At 69.4% G+C, this 17,779-nt stretch carries 17 protein-coding genes; 14 read left to right on the top strand and 3 right to left on the bottom strand.

Annotated features, from left to right (window positions below):
• Positions 1 to 26 precede the first annotated feature (26 nt).
• The 5 genes from pheT to ACFMRZ_RS35545 all read left to right on the top strand — a co-directional run bounded on the left by pheT (position 27) and on the right by ACFMRZ_RS35545 (position 6,660).
• Positions 27 to 2,528 (top strand): phenylalanine--tRNA ligase subunit beta, encoded by a 2,502-nt coding sequence (gene pheT, locus ACFMRZ_RS35525; protein ID WP_400182538.1) that lies wholly within the window; start codon positions 27 to 29, stop codon positions 2,526 to 2,528.
• Positions 2,529 to 2,769: 241 nt separating this feature from the next.
• On the top strand, positions 2,770 to 4,095 hold the full coding sequence (locus ACFMRZ_RS35530) for a sugar ABC transporter substrate-binding protein (protein WP_280273833.1): 1,326 nt from the start codon (positions 2,770 to 2,772) through the stop codon (positions 4,093 to 4,095).
• Positions 4,092 to 5,009 carry a carbohydrate ABC transporter permease gene (locus tag ACFMRZ_RS35535; protein WP_400182539.1) on the top strand — a complete coding sequence of 306 codons (918 nt, stop codon included), beginning with the start codon at positions 4,092 to 4,094 and terminating at the stop codon, positions 5,007 to 5,009. The genes ACFMRZ_RS35530 and ACFMRZ_RS35535 overlap by 4 nt, the downstream gene beginning before the upstream one ends.
• On the top strand, positions 5,009 to 5,863 hold the full coding sequence (locus ACFMRZ_RS35540; RefSeq protein WP_400182540.1) for a carbohydrate ABC transporter permease: 855 nt from the start codon (positions 5,009 to 5,011) through the stop codon (positions 5,861 to 5,863). Before ACFMRZ_RS35535 ends, ACFMRZ_RS35540 begins: the two co-directional genes overlap by 1 nt.
• Positions 5,864 to 5,877: 14 nt before the next feature.
• On the top strand, positions 5,878 to 6,660 hold the full coding sequence (locus ACFMRZ_RS35545) for an alpha/beta hydrolase (RefSeq protein ID WP_400182541.1): 783 nt from the start codon (positions 5,878 to 5,880) through the stop codon (positions 6,658 to 6,660).
• Here ACFMRZ_RS35545 and ACFMRZ_RS35550 read toward each other — a convergent pair.
• A complete protein-coding gene (locus ACFMRZ_RS35550) occupies positions 6,641 to 7,165 on the bottom strand; it encodes a GNAT family N-acetyltransferase (RefSeq protein ID WP_400182542.1) in 525 nt (174 codons plus the stop codon). The two genes, ACFMRZ_RS35545 and ACFMRZ_RS35550, sit on opposite strands and share 20 nt — an antisense overlap.
• Positions 7,166 to 7,434: 269 nt before the next feature.
• Entirely contained in the window at positions 7,435 to 7,593 is a 159-nt protein-coding gene (locus ACFMRZ_RS35555; RefSeq protein ID WP_400182543.1) for a hypothetical protein, read from the bottom strand.
• A gap of 294 nt (positions 7,594 to 7,887) precedes the next feature.
• Here ACFMRZ_RS35555 and ACFMRZ_RS35560 point away from each other — a divergent pair, with 294 nt between their 5' ends.
• From ACFMRZ_RS35560 to ACFMRZ_RS35575, 4 genes are all read left to right on the top strand, one after another.
• Positions 7,888 to 8,637 carry a multiprotein-bridging factor 1 family protein gene (locus tag ACFMRZ_RS35560; RefSeq protein ID WP_400182544.1) on the top strand — a complete coding sequence of 250 codons (750 nt, stop codon included), beginning with the start codon at positions 7,888 to 7,890 and terminating at the stop codon, positions 8,635 to 8,637.
• Between the two features lie 75 nt (positions 8,638 to 8,712).
• Complete coding sequence (locus ACFMRZ_RS35565) at positions 8,713 to 9,195, top strand: PspA/IM30 family protein (RefSeq protein ID WP_400182545.1); 483 nt, start codon at positions 8,713 to 8,715, stop codon at positions 9,193 to 9,195.
• Positions 9,196 to 9,230: 35 nt separating this feature from the next.
• A complete protein-coding gene (locus ACFMRZ_RS35570) occupies positions 9,231 to 10,250 on the top strand; it encodes a hypothetical protein (protein ID WP_400182546.1) in 1,020 nt (339 codons plus the stop codon).
• Positions 10,247 to 11,533: an amino acid deaminase gene (locus ACFMRZ_RS35575; protein WP_400182547.1), complete on the top strand. Its 1,287-nt coding sequence runs from the start codon at positions 10,247 to 10,249 to the stop codon at positions 11,531 to 11,533. Before ACFMRZ_RS35570 ends, ACFMRZ_RS35575 begins: the two co-directional genes overlap by 4 nt.
• Positions 11,534 to 12,012: 479 nt before the next feature.
• Here the strand turns inward: ACFMRZ_RS35575 and ACFMRZ_RS35580 are convergent, their stop codons facing one another.
• A complete protein-coding gene (locus ACFMRZ_RS35580; protein WP_400182548.1) occupies positions 12,013 to 12,342 on the bottom strand; it encodes a putative quinol monooxygenase in 330 nt (109 codons plus the stop codon).
• Positions 12,343 to 12,461: 119 nt separating this feature from the next.
• On the opposite strand from ACFMRZ_RS35580, the gene argC reads away from it, so the two are divergent.
• The 5 genes from argC to argF are packed head-to-tail and all read left to right on the top strand — an operon-like array spanning position 12,462 to position 17,767.
• A complete protein-coding gene (argC, locus tag ACFMRZ_RS35585) occupies positions 12,462 to 13,520 on the top strand; it encodes an N-acetyl-gamma-glutamyl-phosphate reductase (RefSeq protein ID WP_280370445.1) in 1,059 nt (352 codons plus the stop codon).
• Positions 13,517 to 14,734 (top strand): bifunctional glutamate N-acetyltransferase/amino-acid acetyltransferase ArgJ, encoded by a 1,218-nt coding sequence (argJ, locus tag ACFMRZ_RS35590; protein WP_400182549.1) that lies wholly within the window; start codon positions 13,517 to 13,519, stop codon positions 14,732 to 14,734. The genes argC and argJ overlap by 4 nt, the downstream gene beginning before the upstream one ends.
• Positions 14,731 to 15,642, top strand: a complete 912-nt coding sequence (gene argB, locus ACFMRZ_RS35595) for an acetylglutamate kinase (RefSeq protein WP_400182550.1) — start codon at positions 14,731 to 14,733, stop codon at positions 15,640 to 15,642. The genes argJ and argB overlap by 4 nt, the downstream gene beginning before the upstream one ends.
• Positions 15,639 to 16,829: an acetylornithine transaminase gene (locus ACFMRZ_RS35600; RefSeq protein ID WP_400182551.1), complete on the top strand. Its 1,191-nt coding sequence runs from the start codon at positions 15,639 to 15,641 to the stop codon at positions 16,827 to 16,829. Before argB ends, ACFMRZ_RS35600 begins: the two co-directional genes overlap by 4 nt.
• Positions 16,826 to 17,767 carry an ornithine carbamoyltransferase gene (gene argF, locus ACFMRZ_RS35605; protein WP_400182552.1) on the top strand — a complete coding sequence of 314 codons (942 nt, stop codon included), beginning with the start codon at positions 16,826 to 16,828 and terminating at the stop codon, positions 17,765 to 17,767. The genes ACFMRZ_RS35600 and argF overlap by 4 nt, the downstream gene beginning before the upstream one ends.
• Positions 17,768 to 17,779 lie beyond the last annotated feature (12 nt).

Genomic DNA, 17,779 nt, shown 5'->3' on the forward strand with positions numbered 1-17,779 from the left:
TCACCAACGAGGAAGCGAAACGTCACGTGCGAGTAGCGCAGTCCTGGCTGACCGAAGTCTTGCAGCGCACCACCCCGGAGTGGTCGGTGACCCCGGAGGAACTCGACGCCGGATTCGTCCGGGTCGGCCTCGAGGTCGAGGAGATCGACACCCTGGAGCGGATCACCGGCGGTCCCGACCGTCCCCTGGTGGTGGGCCGGGTCGCCGAGATCACCGAGCTGACCGAGTTCAAGAAGCCGATCCGGTTCTGCAAGGTCGACATCGGCCGCCCGGAACCACAGGAGATCGTCTGCGGCGCAACCAACTTCGCGGTCGGTGACCTGGTCGTGGTGGTGCTGCCGGGCGGCGTTCTGCCCGGCGGTTTCGAGATCAGCTCGCGCAAGACCTACGGGCACGTGTCCCACGGCATGATCTGTTCGGTCGCCGAACTCGGTATCGGCAAGGACCATTCGGGCATCCTGGTGCTCGAGCCCGGTACGGCCGAGCCGGGCGCGGACGCCAACGATGTGCTGGGACTGGACGATACGATCGTCGAACTGGCCATCACGCCCGATCGCGGCTACGCCTTCTCGGTGCGCGGCCTCGCCCGCGAGCTGGCCTGCGGCTTCGACCTGGAGTTCGCCGACCCGGCCGTGCGCACGCTGCCCGACGACGAGGCCGACGCCTGGCAGATCCGGCTCGAACCGGAGTCGCTGTGCACCCGCTTCGCCGCGCGCCGGGTGACCGGCGTCGACCCGGCGGCGGTCAGCCCGTGGTGGTTGCAGCGGCGGCTGCTGCTGTCAGGCGTGCGGCCGATCTCCCCGGCCGTCGACGTGACCAACTACGTGATGCTGGAGCTGGGCCAGCCGCTGCACGCATTCGACGCGGCAAAGCTCCACGGCGGCTTGGTGGTTCGCCGCGCCCACCGCGGTGAGACGCTGCGCACCCTGGACGACGCGGAGCGCGTGCTCGACGCCGAGGACGTGGTGATCGCCGACGATTCCGGCGTGATCTCGCTGGCCGGCATCATGGGCGGCGCGACCACCGAGGTCGGCGACGCCTCCACCGAGATCCTGCTGGAGGCGGCGACCTGGAACCCGGTGGCGATCGCGCGGACCGCGCGCCGGCACAAGCTGTCCTCGGAGGCGTCGCGGCGGTTCGAACGCGTCGTCGACCCCGAACTGAACGTCGCCGCGCTGGACCGGGCCGCCGCGCTGCTGGCCGAGATCGCCGGTGGCACAGTGCAATCCGAACTCACCGACGTACGGATTGCGACGCCGGCGCCGGAGCCGATCCGGATGGATCTGGACCTGGCCGACCGCACCGCGGGCGTCGTCTACCGCACCGGCACCTCGGCGCGGCGGCTGGCGCAGGTCGGCTGCACGGTCGAGATCGACGTCAGCGAGTCCGGGCACGGGCAGATCGTCGTCACCCCGCCGAGTTGGCGGCCCGACCTGACCCAGCCCGCCGACCTGGTGGAGGAGGTGCTGCGGCTGGAGGGGCTCGAGCAGATCCCCTCGGTGCTGCCGACCGCGCCCGCCGGTCGCGGATTCACCCCCGCCCAGCGCCGCCGCCGCGCGGTGAGCCGGGCGCTGGCGTTCGCCGGCGCGGTGGAGGTGCCCGCCCCGGTCTTCATGCAGGACAACGTCTTCGACGCCTGGGGGCTCGACGCCGACGATCCGCGCCGCCGGACGCTGCGCGTGCTCAACCCACTCGACGTGGAGCGTGCCGAACTGGTGACCACGTTGCTGCCGGGCCTGCTGGAAGTGGCCGCCCGCAACATCTCCCGCGGCGAGCGCGACCTCGCGATCTACAGCATCGCGCAGGTGGTGCTGCCGACCGGCGAGACCCGCGCCGTGGAGCCGCTGCCGGTGGATCGACGGCCGACCGACGAGCAGATCGCGACCCTGGTGCAATCGCTGCCGGACCAGCCGGTGCACGTGGCGGCGGTGCTGACGGGTCGACGCGAGCCACGTGGACCGTGGGGTCCCGGCCGCGCCGCCGAGGCCGCCGACGCCTTCGCGCTCGCCGACGCCGTGGCCGCCGCGGCCGGAGTGACCCTGGAACGCCGGGCCGCGGCCTATCTGCCGTTCCACCCGGGCCGCTGCGCCGAACTCGTGGTGGACGGCACGGTCGTCGGCCACGCGGGCGAGTTGCATCCCGCGGCGCTGGAGCGCTCGGGCCTGCCGCCGCGCACCTGTGCCCTAGAACTCGACCTGGACGCGCTGCCGCTGCGTGAAACCCGTCCCGCGCCAGTGGTTTCCGCGTTCCCCGCGGTATTGCAGGACGTGTCGGTGTCGGTCGAGAAGACGGTCCCCGCGGCCTCGGTGGAGTCGGCGCTGCGCACCGGCGCGGGCGACCTGCTGGAGGACATCGCGCTGTTCGACGTGTACGAGGGCGCGCAAGCGGGCGAGGGCCGCAAGTCCCTCACCTACGCCCTGCGTTTCCGCGCCGTCGACCGCACCCTCACCGAGGACGAGGCCAGCGCCGCCCGCGACGCCGCGGTGGCCGCGGCCTCCGACGCGGTGGGGGCCGTCATCCGCGCATAGTTGCTGGTGACCCGGCCGTTCCGTTCGTGATCGCCCGGCCTGTGTGGACACTATCCGCAGCGAGACGGCGGATAGTGCCGTGTCGAGCGGGATAGTGTCCGCGTAGGCCGGACCTCGGGGGCCGCATACACCACCCCGAACTCGCTTCGGCGATTCCCGGTGTGATCGCGCGCACCTTCCGCTACCGTGATCGGCGTTTCGTCTCAACGGGTTTCGAAGGGCGACTGTTCGGAGGGCGACGATGCTGAGCCGGCGCGCACTGCTGCGGGGTGCGGCGGTGGCGGGTGCGTCGGCGGCGGTCCCCGCCCTGAGCGGTTGCTCCGACAATCCGGACGCGTTGACGTTCTTCTTCCAGGCCGCGCCCGACGAGGCGAAGGTGCGGATGCGGATCATCGAGGCGTTCGCGAAGGTCCGGCCGGACATCGACATCCGAGTGCAGATGTCGGGCGTCGATCCGCAACAGCAGATCCTCACCTACTGCGCCGGCGGGAAGTGCCCGGACGTGCTGATGCAGTGGGAGTCGTATTCACGGTTCGCCGAACTCGGGGTGCTCCAGGACCTCACCGTCATGCTGGACAAGGATCCCGAGTACGCGGCCCGCCTGCGCGCCGACGGCATTCCGCAGCTGTACGAGACGTTCCGCTTCGAGGGCGGCCAGTACGCGCTGCCGGAACAGTGGGCCGGAATCTTCGTGTACTACAACAGGAAACTCTTCGAGGAGGCCGGGATCGCGCCGCCTCCCGCGCGCTGGGAAGACGCCTGGACCTTCGCCGAATTCCTGGACACCGCAACGGCATTGACCAAACGCGACGCCTCCGGCAAGACCACCCAGTGGGGCTTCGTGGACGCGTGGCCGGTGCCGCGCTGGTCGGGCGCGATCTTCGGGATGAACAACGGCGCCGAATGGTTCACGCCCCCGATCAACCCGACCCGCGCGAACATCGACGACGACCGGTTCATCGAGGGATTCCAGTTCTACGCGGATCTGTCCGTGCGGCACCGGGTCGCGCCGCTGGCCGCGGACATGCTCTCGGCGTCCGCGTCGATGTCGGCGCTGGACCTTTTCTCGCAGGGCAAGGCCGCCATGGTGCTGACGGGGCATTGGCAGTACAGCGGTTTCGCCGCGGCGCCCGATCTGGATTTCGATGTCACGGTGCTGCCGGTCGGCCCGCACGGCCAGGCCGCGAAATCCGATATCGGCACCACCGGCCTCGCCATCGCCGCGTCCAGCGCGAAGAAGGATCTGGCCTGGGAGTTCGTCAAATTCGCGACCGGTCCGGAAGGGCAGCGGGCGGTCGCGGCGTCCGGGTTGTTCGTGCCCGCGCTGCGTTCGGCGTTGGAGTCGCCGGAATTCGCCGCGGCGCACACCGGAATCCGCAATCTCGAGGTGCTCACCGGCGGGCCCGCGCACTCGCACCATCTGCCGGTGAGCCCGCGCTGGCCGCAGGTCGACGCGGCCTGGCAGCGGGCCACCGACCGGGTGCTGCGCGGCGCGGCCCCGGCGTCCTGGTTCCAGGACGGCCTGGCCGCGGAACTCGACCGGCTGCTCACGGGAGCGGTGTCGTGACCGCGGAGGCGGGCCGTGCTCGTCGCGGGTCCGCGCTCACCCGCCGCAAGGCTGCGGCCGGCCGCGCCTTCATCGCCCCGAATCTGCTTGCGGTGCTGGTCTTTCTGCTGTTCCCGCTGGCCTTCTCGCTGTATCTCAGCTTCCACCACTGGAATATGTTCGATCCGCCGGAATACATCGGGATTCGGAACTATCGGCGGCTGTTCGCCGGCGACGGGCTGTTCTATCGGGCACTGGCGAACACCGTGATCTTCACCGTCGCCACGATCGTCCCGACGATCGTCGTCAGCCTCGCCGTCGCGGGCGCGTTGAACGCGAAGGTCAAGGGCATCGGCTTCTTCCGCAGCGTGCTGTTCCTGCCGCTGGTGGCCTCGACGGCGGCCATGACCATCGTGTGGGGCTTCATGTTCAACACCGACGGCGGCCTGTTCAATACGGTGCTGGGCTGGTTCGGGGTGGGACCGGTGCGCTGGCTGAGCGATCCCGGCTGGGCGCTGGCGTCGCTGTGCCTGGTGAGTATCTGGAAGAGCGTGCCGTTCGCGGCGGCGGTGCTGCTGGCGGCGATGCAGGGCGTGCCCGAGGATCTGCACGAGGCGGCGCGCATCGACGGGGCGGGCGGGCCGCGGCGGTTCTGGTCGGTGACGCTGCCACTGATCCGCCCGGCACTCGGCTTCGTCTTCGTCATCTCGGTCATCAACTCGTTCCAGGCCTTCGATCAGGCCTACGTGCTCACCGGCGGCAACGGCGGGCCCGAGACCGGGACCTGTCTGTTCGGAATCATGTTGTTCCAGAACGCTTTCGCGTTCAACGACCTCGGCTACGCGTGCGCCCTGGCGTGGGTGGTGTTCCTGCTTCTGCTGGCGCTCACCTACTTGCAGTTGCGGCTGGGGCGCAGCGACACGGAGGAGGGCTGATGGGCACCGCGGCCCGGTCGCGGCGGGTGATCGTTCGTCGTACCGCGCGGGGACTGCTGATCTATCTCGCCCTGACGGTGATGGCCTGGTGTGCGCTGGTGCCGGTGCTGTGGGCGCTGTCGGGCTCGCTGAAGAAGCAGGGCGAGGTGACGGGGTCGGCGCTGCTGCCCACCGAACCGCAGTGGTCGAACTACCGCTCGGTCTTCGAATTCGTGCCGTTCGGCCGGATGTTCCTCAACACCGTGCTCTACGCGGGCTGCGTCACCGCCGGGCAGGTCTTCTTCTGCTCGCTGGCCGGTTACGCGTTCGCGCGCCTGCCGTTCAAGGGGCGCGACGTGGTGTTCCTGGCCTATCTGGGCACCCTCATGGTGCCGCTGACCGTCACCGTGATCCCGCAGTTCATCCTGATGCGCACCTTCGGCTGGGTGGACAGCCCGCTGTCGATGATCGTGCCCGGCCTGTTCGGCAGCGCCTTCGGCACCTACCTGATGCGGCAGTTCTTCCTCACGCTCCCCGCCGAATTGGAGGAAGCGGCGATTCTGGACGGCTGCACCGTCTGGCAGACCTTTTGGCGAGTGTTGTTGCCGCACACCAAGCCCGCGGTCCTGGTGCTCGCGGTACTCACCTGGGTCACGGTCTGGAACGACTTCCTGTGGCCGCTGATCATGTTGCAGCGCACCAGTATCGCGACGTTGAACCTGGGCTTGGTGTGGATGCAGGGCCAGTACACCGCGCACTGGCCGGTGTTCATGGCGGCCTCGCTGCTGATGCTCGCGCCGATGCTGGTCGTCTACGCCTTCGCCAACAAGGCGTTCGTGCGGGGGATCGCCACCGCCGGTCTGGCGGGACGGTGAGGTAGAAGGGAACTATGCGACACCCGGCCACCTCGCTGCTGAACGCGTTGACTTTCCTGCCCGAACGGCAGGTCACGGTGACACCGCGCCGGCTGGGGCTCGAGTACGACGACCTGTACTTCACCGCCGCCGACGGCGTGCGGGTGAACGGCTGGTTCGTGCGGGCGAAGCAGCCGGTGGGGCACATCCTGTTCGCGCACGGTAACGCGGGCAATATCGGCGACCGGTCGCCGATACTCGCGCTGCTCGCCGCGGCCGGGTTCGACGTGCTGGTCTTCGACTACCGCGGCTACGGCCGCAGCGCGGGACGGCCCAGTGAGCACGGCGTCTACCTGGACGCGCGGGCCGCCCGGACGGCCCTGCTGGACCGTCCGGGCGTGGACCCGGACAAGGTGTTCTACCTCGGCAAGTCGCTCGGCGGCGCGGTGATGATCGAGCTCGCCACCGAGTTCCCGCCCGCGGGCCTGATCCTGATGTCGACCTTCACCGGCCTGCGTGACGCGGCGACGGCGGTGTACCCGTTCCTGCCGAAGCCGTTCGTGCCGAACGCCTTTCCGAGCCTGCGCCGGATCCGCGCACTACGCGCCCCGGCACTGATCATGCACGGCGACAACGACGAACTGCTGCCGGTGCAGATGGGCCGTGCCCTGTACGCGGCCGCCGCCGAACCCAAGTCGCTGAAGATCTACCCGGGCGCCGGGCACAACGACCTGATCATGATCCCGGGCTGGAGCACCGACATCGCGACCTGGGCCCGCGGCGTACTGGCGCAGAACCCTACCGCGACAAGGGATTAGCACTGTCGCGTCGGCATCCCCAGCGCTCGGTGCCGTCGGCCGCGGACACCGACCACCGCTCGAACCCGGCCTTCTCCAGTACCCGGATCGAGGCGGGGTTGGTCGTCTCCACAGTGGCGAACACCGCGTCGACTCGTGGTTCGGTGAACGCGAACGCGGTGAGCAGCCGGGTGGCCTCCGCCGCCAACCCGCGCCCGCGCCGCGAAGGCACTGTGCCGTAGCCGATCTCGACCGCGCCGTGCTCTGGCGGCCAGAACAGGCCGATCGAGCCGACCACCAGCCCGCTGTCGCGCTCCAAGATCAGCCTGTGCCCGAATTCGCCTTGCCACTCCGGGGTTTCGGCGATCATCCCGGCGATCACGCGATCGCCGTCAGCGGGGAAGTCGGCGGCCCAGGACGCACGCCGGATCCCGTCCCGAACGGCGGCGAGGTCGGACTCGCTCCAGAGGCGCAGCAGGACGTGTTCGCCGATGAGGTCGGCGACGGAGGAAATATTGCTGGACACGTTGTCTCTCCAGATCGTGAGGGAACGATCCGGCCCGCGAGTCAGTAGTGGGCGGGCCGGACGAGGGTACGCGAAATACAGCCGGTGACGGTCATATTCATCGACCTCCCTCGGTCCCGGGCGGGCGGTACTGCACCGCACCGCCGGTAGCAACGTAGCGTGGATCGTACCTGCCGTTTCCCTCCAACATTGCCTGGCCCATGTCAGGCACACCGCCGGGCCTCTCGATGGCTACGGACGTAGCCCGGCGGTGTGCACTTCTTTCGGCCTCAATAGGTGCGGGAGCTGTCGGGCTTGATCTTTTTCGCCTCGATCAGCCTGGTCCAGGCGAAGCGCTTGCGCGGGCAGTCGTCTACCGAGCAGGCGCGATGCATCTGCATGATCGTGTGGGCGTGCTGGTCGGTGATCGGTGCGGCGGGGGGCGTCATGCGTCCAGTCGAATTTGTTCATGCTTGACTCGTCTCGAAGGTGAAGTGCGCCCAGCGTGCGAAACTTATTCGGGGGCAAGCGGTTTCGATGTCGGTAATGCACATGAGCGCCCGGTTCGGTCGATTGGAAGGCGCTATCGCTGAGGAAACCGGGTGGGAGGTCGGCGCCATCCTGGCGGTAGGGCCGTCCTCAGCATCCGCTGAAAGGCTTGGTCGAAGCGATGACAGTGGGGGGCGTCAATCCGCGCACTTCGGGGGCGACATTTAGGCGTCCAAACGCTACTGTGTGGAGTTATGGGCACACCGAATGCGGCCTTGCGCGCGGCGCGGAACGCGCGTCTCATGAGCCAAGACGACCTCGCTCGCGCGCTCCGTGACGTCGGCTGCGTCAGCGCCACCAAACGCCTGGTGCAACGCTGGGAATCCGGTTACACCACCAACCCCCGCCCCTCGCACGCCAGGGCACTGGAGAAGGTCATGGGCCTGCCGATCGAGTCGCTGGGATTCGGTGCGGTGATGGCCGGCCGAAGCCTGTCCGGCGGAAACGACGCAGGGCACGAAGTCGACTCGGATATCGGCGCTGTGCCGCGCGAACACCACCCGGCTTCCGGCCGCCCGCCGCAACACTCGGGCACCTACTCGGGAATCTGGTTGTCGCGCTACGAGTTCTATTCGAGCGGCCGTGAGCAGACATTCACGTCGTCGCATTACGTGATCGTGTTGCAGCACGACAGCCAGTTGACCGTGCGGAGCTTGCCGGGGTCGGCCAAGTCGTCGCTCGAGCTCGATCTCACGGTGGATGGCCATGTGGCTACCGGTACTTGGAGCGAGCGGACCGCGAGCCAGGGCTACTACCGTGGCGCGAAGTATCACGGAGCCATTCAGCTGTTGATCGAGTTGACCGGTACTCGCATGGCGGGCAAGTGGTTGGGGTTCGGCAAGAACTTCGACGTGAATGTCGGCCCGTGGGAACTGATCTTGCAGGATCGGTCCACTTCGAAAGCGACCATCGAGACGTTCGACCGCCCCGCCGCAGGCTCCTGAGTCACCTGCGCGGAATGGCAGGTCGCCGTACGTTCCCGCACTCGCACGAACGTCGGCGCACGTACCCTTGGATTCATGTCGGATACCAGTGATATTGCGGCCCTGCTGGCAGCTCTGCCGGACGCGGACCTGCTCGCGGTGGTGCTTGCTGCGACCACCGGGCGGCCGGGGCTCGAGCAGCTTCACCTGGTAGCCGCCGAATTGGCCGCACGCGGCGGTCATATCGAAGCGGACTTCGATGTGACGTCCGACACCACCTTGCCGGACGTGCCGCCGGTGTCTGAGACATTCGGCCAGGTCGTGCCGAGTGCGGAGATACCCCTACCGACCACGGGTAATGCGGAGGTCGGCGGCTACTCGCGATCCGGCGTCCCTACTTTCGAGTCAGTTCGGGATAAGGTCGAGCAGCGTTTCGGCACCGCGCAGGGGATGGACGAGCTTTCGTCGCAGACACCGGCGGGCCGCAGCGTCGAGGAACAATGGGAGGCGCGGGACAAGGCCGCGCGGGAACGCCTGGACCGGATCCGGAAGTCGGTGCGCCGCAACGATTCCGGGTGACCGGGCGAGCCGGTAACGGATAGAGGGTGGATGCGATGACCGAACCGCGGGAGATCGCCGAACGGCTGCTCGACGCGCAGGTGGACTTCCTGATCGGGGAGGTGTCGGGCGAACGATTCGCCGAGGTCGTCGCCCGGGACGTAACGGCGGTGATCGAGGTCGCCGACACCATCGTCTTCCGTGACGTGGTGACGCTCGACCAGGCCAAGCGCACCGTGCGCAAGGTGGTCGACCGCAGCGACAGCCCGCTGGCGCGCGATCTGGTCGGTGTGCTGTCGGACGCGCTCTACGACCACATCGCCGCCAACCACGACTACACGCTCGGTGATGTGGTCGAGCGCGAGCCGGTGGAGGCGCTGCTGGAGAAGATTCTCGGCATGCACGGCGCCCAGGAGCGGCTGCTCGACCGCCTCAGCGAGGCGCCGACGGCGGGCCCGGTGGCCGCCAAGTTCACCGACATGCTCATCGACGACATCCTCGAGGCGAACAAGAAGATCGTCGGCAAGGTGCCCGGCGTGAACTCACTGATGTCGATCGGGCAGTCGGCGGTGAAGTCGGCGCGCAAGGCCGCCGAGGGCAGCCGGGTCGGCGCGCTGGCCGAGAAGGGCACGCTGTACGCGCTGAAGCGGGTGACCAACGCGATCCGCGAGACCCTGCGCGACGCGCCGGTGCACGGCGCCGCCATGGAATTCTGGGATGTGCACGCCGGCGAGCCGGTCAGCGGCCTGCGGGACTATCTGAGCAAGGGCGACCTGCGACAACTCGTGCTGATGGTGCACCGGATCGTGGTCACCACCCGCAACAAGGAGTACGTCGGGCTGCTGCTGGACGAGTCCGTCGAGGTGTTCTTCGAGAAGTACGGCGACCACACCCTGGCCGGACTGCTCCCCGAACTGGGCGTGACGCCGGACGACATCGCCGAGGAGATCCTCGCCTACGGCCCCGCGGTGATCGAGGCGGCCAAGCGAAACGGCGTGCTGGCCAAGCTGATCCGCGAGCGGCTGGAGCCGTTCTACGTCTCGGAGCAGGTGCTGGGCATCCTCGCCGACCGATGACGCCGCGCGGCATCGACGCGGCGGCGGTCCATGCGCTCGGCGATCGTGTGCTCGGGCCGGAGTACAAATCTGTACCGCCCGCGGCCTGGGGTCGTACGGCGCGCGAATTCCTCGCCGGCACACCGTATCTGGATGACTTCGCCACTCCCGTGCTGACCATGGAGCGGGCGGCGCTGGATACGAACCTGACGGTCATGGCCGAGTGGGCGGCCGCCGCGGGTGTGCGGCTGGCGCCGCACGGCAAGACCACCATGTCCCCGCAGCTGTGGGCCGAACAGCTGGCGGCCGGAGCGTGGGGGATCACGCTGGCGACCGGATGGCAGGCGCAGGTGGCGCGCTCGTTCGGCGTCGGCCGCATCCTGCTCGCCAACGCGCTGGTCGATCCGGTCGGATTACATTGGCTGGCAGCGGAATTGCGCCGGGATCCGGATTTCGAGCTCGTGAGCTGGGTCGACAGCGTGCCCACCGTCGAGCGGATGGTGCACTCGCTGCCCGCCGGTGCGCGGATACCGGTCCTGGTGGAGCTGGGCGGCCCGCAGGGGCGAACCGGCGCGCGCGGCCTGGACGAGGCGATGGCGGTCGCCGCGGCCGTATCCCGTTCGGACCGGCTGGCACTGGCGGGTGTCGGAGGCTACGAGGGCGCGCTGGCGCACGACCGGACGAGCGACGCCGTCGGCGCCGTGCACCGCTATCTCGACGAACTGGCCCGGCTGCACGGCGCGCTCGCGAGTCGTTACGAACGTCCGGCGATCGTCACCGCGGGCGGCAGCGCCTTCCCGGACCTCGTGGTCGAGCGGCTGGCCGGGCTCGCCGACGAGCCGGGCGCACAAGGTGTTCCGGTGACGGTGGTCCTGCGGTCCGGGGCCTACCTGATCCACGACGACGGCTTCTACTCCGGCATCTCGCCGCTGACCGCGCCACACGCCGACCGCCCGCTCCGGGCGGCCATGCACGGCTGGGCGCGCACGGTGTCGCGTCCGGAGCACGGGCTGGCGTTGCTGGACGCCGGACGGCGCGACCTGCCTTTCGACGCGGGACTGCCGGTACCGCAACGGGTGTCGGGCGGAGCGGAGGTGCCGCCGGGCGCGTACGTGTCGGCCCTCAACGACCAGCACGCTTTCCTGCGGCTGCCCGCCGGTGGTGCGCTGCCGGTCGGAAGCGTGGTGCGGCTGGGCCTTTCGCATCCGTGCACGGCGTTCGACAAGTGGCGGCTGATCCCGGTGATCGACGACGCCGAAGCCGCGCGGCCGCGGGTCGTGGACCTGCTGCACACCTTCTTCTGACGCTCGCGATAGTCAGCCCAGCGTCGCGCCGGTGTCCTCGCGAGTCGCGACTGTGTTCCTGCAACTGCGGAAGTGCGCGCCCGGCCGCTGTACCGGGCCGCGGCGCCCGGTACGCGGCGAGAGGGAACGCCTGCCCGGTGCACGAGTGCGCGTGACGGAGGTACGCGGCCGGTGCGGCGTGGTGCGAGGGGAGGAGGGAACGCGGCGATTCCCCGCGCGGTAGGTGAGCAGAATGCCGAGGACGACCGCGGCGACGATGAGGACGGCTAGGCGTAGGAACAGCAACGGACTCTCCTGGCAGTGCTGCGAGCTGGACGCCGCCGGCAAACTCGGCGGACGTCCCGGTGGCGACGGGGATTCACTTCTTGATTCCCTGTCAGGAGATGAATCGAAACACCGAGATCGTCGTTACCGCTTTCGCCGTTACGTTTCGGCATCCTTCGGGCAATCCCGCCGAAGCCGCCGCCGACCGCCCCGGATCAGTGCCGGGCTTCCTGGGTGAAGACCACCTCGCAGGCAACCGGGTCCACGCGGTCGGCGAGTTCGTTCACCCGGGCGGAGAAGGCCTGGAATTCGGGGCGGGCGCGTGCTTGGTCGTACAGTTCCCGGCTCTCCCACTGCCCGTAGTTCACCAGGCGGGTGGAGTCGGCCGTGCGATGCAGGTTCGCCGAGACGAAACCGGGTTGCCGGGCGATGAAATCGGCAGTGGTGCTTTGGATTTCGGCCAGCAGGGCATCGCAGTTCGATGGCTGGACGTGCAGGGTGATGATCAGTGTCAGGACACCGGGCCGGGTCGTGATAACGGACATGGAGGCTCCCTGGTCGTTCGCTGACTGCGAGGCCGAGGCTAGTAATAATAAGCGCGCATATCAACTGCCCGTGCCCACCCACCCGTGAATGAGCTTGCATGATCGTGCATAATCATCACATGGCGGATACCTCGGAGGGGCCCGTGCTGCGGGTCGCGGTGGCTGGTGCGAGCGGATACGCGGGCGGCGAAGTGCTGCGCCTGCTGCTGGAGCATCCGGCCTACCGATCCGGGCGCCTCGAGATCGGGGCGCTGACCGCGGGATCCAACGCCGGCGCCACCCTCGGCGAGCTGCAGCCCCATCTGCTGCCGCTGGCCGGTCGCGTCCTGGCCGAGACCACTCCGGAGGTTCTCGCCGGGCACGACGTGGTCTTCCTGGGACTCCCGCACGGGCAGTCGGCGGTTATCGCGCAGGCGCTCCCGGAATCGACCGTGATCATCGACTGCGGCGCCGACTTCCGGCTCACCGACGCGCAGGCCTGGGAGCGATACTACGGGTCCCCGCACGCCGGAAGCTGGCCGTACGGGCTGCCGGAGCTGCCCGGCGCGCGAGACCGGCTGCGCGGCGCGACCCGGATCGCGGTGCCCGGCTGCTATCCGACCGTATCGAGCCTGGCCATGGCCCCCGCGGTGGCGGCGGGCATCGTCGAGCCGACCGTGCACGTCGTGGCGGTCACCGGCACCTCGGGCGCCGGTCGCAAGCTCGACGTCGGCCTGCTCGGTTCGGAGGTGATGGGTTCGGCGCGCGCCTACAACATCGCCGGTGCGCATCGGCACACGCCGGAGATCGCGCAGAACCTGAGCGCGGCCGGTGGCGGCCCGGTGCGGGTGTCGTTCACCCCGGTGCTCGCGCCGATGCCGCGCGGCATCCTCGCCACTTGCACGGCCGTCACGCACGTCGACGCCGCGCAGGCCCGCGCGGTCTACGAGAAGGCCTACGCCGACGAGCCTTTCGTGCACCTGCTGCCGGAAGGCGCACTGCCGCAGACCGGTTCGGTGCTCGGCTCGAACGCGGTCACGCTGCAGGTGGCCGTCGACACCGACGCCGGGCTGCTGGTGGTCGTCGGCGCGATCGACAATCTGACCAAGGGCACCGCGGGCGGCGCGGTGCAATCGATGAACCTGGCACTGGGTCTCGACGAGACCGCCGGACTTTCCACCGTAGGAGTGGCACCGTGACATCGACCGACATCGCCGGCGGCAAACTGGTCCGCACGCAGGGTGTGACCGCTCCGCTCGGCTTCCGCGCCGCCGGTATCGCGGCGGGCCTCAAGGCCAGCGGAAACCCCGATCTCGCACTGGTTTTCAGCGAGGGCCCGGAGTACGCCGCGGCGGGCGTGTTCACCAGCAACAAGGTCAAGGCGGCGCCGGTGCTGTGGTCGCAGCAGGTGCTGCGGGGCGGCCACCTGCGCGCGGTGATCCTGAACTCCGGCGGCGCCAACGCCTGCACCGGACCCGGCGGCTTCCAGGACACCCACACCACCGCCGAGGAACTGGCGAAGGCGTTGAGCAACTGGGGAACCGAGACCGGCGCCGGGGAGATCGCGGTCTGCTCGACCGGCCTGATCGGCGACCGGCTGCCGATGGACAAGCTGCTCCCGGCGATCACCGAGATCGTGCGCGAGATGGGCGGTGGCCTCAACGGCGGCACCGACGCGGCGCACGCCATCATGACCACCGACACCGTGCCGAAGCAGACCGCCTTCCACCACCGCGACAAGTGGAACGTCGGCGGCATGGCCAAGGGCGCGGGCATGCTCGCGCCCTCGCTGGCCACCATGCTGGTGGTGCTGACCACCGACGCCGTCGCCACGCCGGAGCAACTCGACCATGCCCTGCGCACCGCGACCCGGCGCACCTTCGACCGGCTCGACGTGGACGGCTCCTGCTCCACCAACGACACCGTGCTGCTGCTGGCGAACGGCGCCGCCGAGGTGGCACCGAGCCAGGCCGAACTCGACGCCGCGGTGCTGGCGGTGTGCGACGATCTGGCCGCGCAGCTGATGGCCGACGCCGAGGGCGTCACCAAGCGGGTACTGGTGACCGTCACCGGCGCCGTCGACGAGGACGAGGCGCTGGTCGGCGCCCGCACCGTGGCGCGCGACTCGCTGGTCAAGACGGCCTTGTTCGGCTCCGACCCGAACTGGGGCCGGGTGCTGGCGGCGATCGGCATGGCGCCGATCACCCTGGACCCGCACCGGATCTCGGTGTCGTTCAACGGAAATCCGGTATGCGTCGACGGCATGGGCGCGCCCGGCGCCCGCGAGGTCGACCTGTCCGGGGCCGATATCCACGTGGTGATCGAGCTGGGGCAGGGCGCGGGCGAGGCCACCATCCGCACCACCGACCTGTCACACGGGTACGTGGAAGAGAATTCGGCGTACAGCTCATGAGCACGCCACTGACGGAAGGGCTTTCGGCCCTGGACAAGGCGCACGTGCTCGCCGGCGCGCTGCCGTGGCTGCAGAATTTCCGCGACAAGATCGTCGTGGTGAAGTACGGCGGCAACGCCATGGTCGACGACGATCTCAAAGCGGCCTTCGCCGCCGACATGGCGTTCCTGCGCACCGTCGGCGTGCATCCGGTGGTGGTGCACGGCGGCGGCCCGCAGATCAGCGCGATGTTGCGAAAGCTGGGCCTGGAGGGCGAGTTTCGCGGCGGCTTCCGCGTCACCACCCCCGAGGTGATGGACGTGGTGCGGATGGTGCTGTTCGGTCAGGTCGGCCGCGAACTGGTCGGGCTGATCAACGCGCACGGCCCGTACGCGGTCGGCATCTCCGGGGAGGACGCGCGGTTGTTCACCGCGACGCGGCGCACCGTCACCGTCGAGGGCGTGGCCACCGATATCGGCCTCGTCGGCGACGTCACCTCGGTGGATCCCGACGCGGTACTCGATCTCATCAGGGCCGGGCGCATTCCGGTGGTGTCGACCATCGCCCCGGACGCCGATGGCGTGGTACACAACATCAACGCCGACACCGCGGCGGCAGCACTGGCCGAAGGGATCGGAGCGGAGAAGCTGGTGGTACTCACCGATGTCGAAGGGCTGTACACGAATTGGCCCGACCGGTCCTCGCTGACCACGCACATCGACAGCACCGAACTGGCGGCCCTGCTCCCGAGCCTGGACGCCGGGATGGTGCCGAAGATGGAGGCGTGCCTGCGCGCTGTGCAGGGAGGCGTGCCGACCGCGCACGTGATCGATGGGCGGGTGCCGCATGCGGTCCTGCTGGAACTGTTCACCGGGGAAGGCATCGGAACGATGGTGACCCCGCCCGACACAGGAACGACAAGGCCATGAGCACACAGCAATTGCAGCAGCGCTGGTCGTCCGCGCTGATGAACAACTACGGCACCCCGAAGCTCGCGCTGGTGCGCGGCGCCGGCGCGGTGGTCTACGACGCCGACGGGAACCGCTACGTCGACCTGCTCGGCGGCATCGCGGTGAACAGCCTCGGGCACGCGCATCCGGCGGTCCTCGAGGCGGTCACCCAGCAGCTCGGCACGCTCGGGCACGTCTCGAATCTGTACGCCACCGAGCCGGTGATCGAGCTGGCCGAGCGGCTGCTGGCGCACTTCGGCGACGGCACCGGCCGCGCTTTCTTCTGCAACTCCGGCACCGAGGCCGTCGAGGCGGCGTTCAAGATCGCCCGGCTGACCGGCCGCCGCAAGATCATCGCCTGCGACGACGCCTTCCACGGCCGCACCATGGGTGCGCTGGCCCTGACCGGGCAGCCGTCGAAGCGGACGCCGTTCGAGCCGTTGCCCTCGGGCGTCGTGCACGTCCCGTACGGCAATGCCGACGCGCTGGCCGCGACGGTCGACGAGGACACCGCCGCGGTGTTCCTGGAACCGATGATGGGCGAGAGCGGCGTCGTGGTGCCGCCGCTGGACTATCTGGCCGAGGCCCGCGTCATCACCTCGCACTTCGGGGCGCTGCTGGTGTTGGACGAGGTGCAGACCGGGATCGGGCGCACCGGCACGTTCTTCGCGCACCAGGCCGCGGGGGTGGTGCCCGACGTGATCACGCTGGCCAAGGGTCTGGGCGGCGGGATGCCGATCGGCGCGGTGCTGGCGCAGGGGCCCGCGGCCGAACTGTTCACTCCGGGGCTGCACGGCACCACCTTCGGCGGCAATCCCGTGTGCGCGGCTGCCGCGCTGGCGGTGCTGCGCACCATCGATGAGACCGGCCTGCTCGCGCACGTGGAAGCGGTCGGCAAGACGCTCATCGACGGCATCGACGAACTCGGCCACCCGCTGATCGACCACGTGCGCGGCGCGGGGCTGCTCATCGGAATCCAGCTGACACAAGACCTTTCGGCGCAGGTGGAGGCGTTCGCGCGGGCGTCGGGGTATCTGGTGAATCCCGCCAAGCCGGACGTCATCCGGCTGGCGCCGCCGCTGGTGCTGACCGAGGGCCAGGCCGAGAACTTCCTGTCCGATCTGCCCGTGATCCTCGACGCCGCGCTACGGGAGGCAGACCTGTGAGCATCCGCCATTTCCTCCGCGACGACGACATCACGCCCGCCGAGCAGGCCGAAATCCTCGCCCTGGCAGCGGAAGTGAAGAAGTCGCCGTATGCGCACCGGCCGCTGGAGGGGCCGCGCGGGGTCGGGGTGATCTTCGAGAAGAACTCGACCCGCACCCGGTTCTCCTTCGAGGTGGGTATCGCCCAGCTCGGCGGCCACGCCGTGGTGGTGGACGGCCGCGACACCCAGCTGGGCCGGGAGGAGACCCTGGCGGACACCGGCCGGGTGCTCTCGCGCTACGTGGACGCGGTGGTGTGGCGTACCTTCGAGCAGCGGCGCTTGGACGAGATGGCTTCGGCCGCAACGGTTCCGGTGGTCAACGCGTTATCCGACGAATTCCATCCCTGTCAGGTGCTGGCGGACCTGCTGACGCTCACCGAGCACAAGGGTGCATTGGCCGGGCAGCGGCTCACCTACCTCGGCGACGGCGCCAACAATATGGCGCACTCGCTGCTGCTGGGCGGCGTGACGGCCGGGCTGCACGTGACGATCGCCGCGCCCGCGGGTTTCGCGCCCGCCGAGGAGGTGGTCGAGGCGGCTCGCAAGCGCGCCGCCGAGACCGGTGCGACGATCACCGTCACCGACGATCCGGTGGCGGCGGCGACCGGCGCCGACGCGCTGGTCACCGACACCTGGACGTCGATGGGCCAGGAGAACGACGGCCTGGACCGGATCGGCCCGTTCCGCCGCTTCCGGATCGACGGCGCGCTGCTGGCCCGCGCCGCCACGGATGCCGTTGTGCTGCACTGCCTTCCGGCGCATCGCGGCGAGGAGATCACCGACGAGGTGCTCGACGGCCCGCACAGTGTGGTCTGGGACGAGGCGGAAAACCGCCTGCACGCGCAGAAAGCCCTGCTGGTGTGGCTCTTATCCCAGCGCGCCGGCGGCGCCCGATGATCGAGCGAACCG

Source organism: Nocardia sp. N2S4-5 (assembly GCF_044628355.1).
Classification (GTDB): Bacteria; Actinomycetota; Actinomycetes; order Mycobacteriales; family Mycobacteriaceae; genus Nocardia; species Nocardia wallacei_B.

Excerpts from the sequence above, each read along its gene's own strand:
- ACFMRZ_RS35530 (WP_280273833.1), top strand. The coding sequence starts at position 2,770 with ATGCTGAGCCGGCGCGCACTGCTGCGGGGTGCGGCGGTGGCGGGTGCG.
- ACFMRZ_RS35540 (WP_400182540.1), top strand. The coding sequence starts at position 5,009 with ATGGGCACCGCGGCCCGGTCGCGGCGGGTGATCGTTCGTCGTACCGCG.
- ACFMRZ_RS35545 (WP_400182541.1), top strand. The coding sequence starts at position 5,878 with ATGCGACACCCGGCCACCTCGCTGCTGAACGCGTTGACTTTCCTGCCC.
- ACFMRZ_RS35555 (WP_400182543.1), bottom strand. The coding sequence starts at position 7,593 with ATGACGCCCCCCGCCGCACCGATCACCGACCAGCACGCCCACACGATC.
- ACFMRZ_RS35560 (WP_400182544.1), top strand. The coding sequence starts at position 7,888 with ATGGGCACACCGAATGCGGCCTTGCGCGCGGCGCGGAACGCGCGTCTC.
- ACFMRZ_RS35565 (WP_400182545.1), top strand. The coding sequence starts at position 8,713 with ATGTCGGATACCAGTGATATTGCGGCCCTGCTGGCAGCTCTGCCGGAC.
- ACFMRZ_RS35570 (WP_400182546.1), top strand. The coding sequence starts at position 9,231 with ATGACCGAACCGCGGGAGATCGCCGAACGGCTGCTCGACGCGCAGGTG.
- ACFMRZ_RS35575 (WP_400182547.1), top strand. The coding sequence starts at position 10,247 with ATGACGCCGCGCGGCATCGACGCGGCGGCGGTCCATGCGCTCGGCGAT.
- ACFMRZ_RS35580 (WP_400182548.1), bottom strand. The coding sequence starts at position 12,342 with ATGTCCGTTATCACGACCCGGCCCGGTGTCCTGACACTGATCATCACC.
- argC (WP_280370445.1), top strand. The coding sequence starts at position 12,462 with ATGGCGGATACCTCGGAGGGGCCCGTGCTGCGGGTCGCGGTGGCTGGT.
- argB (WP_400182550.1), top strand. The coding sequence starts at position 14,731 with ATGAGCACGCCACTGACGGAAGGGCTTTCGGCCCTGGACAAGGCGCAC.
- ACFMRZ_RS35600 (WP_400182551.1), top strand. The coding sequence starts at position 15,639 with ATGAGCACACAGCAATTGCAGCAGCGCTGGTCGTCCGCGCTGATGAAC.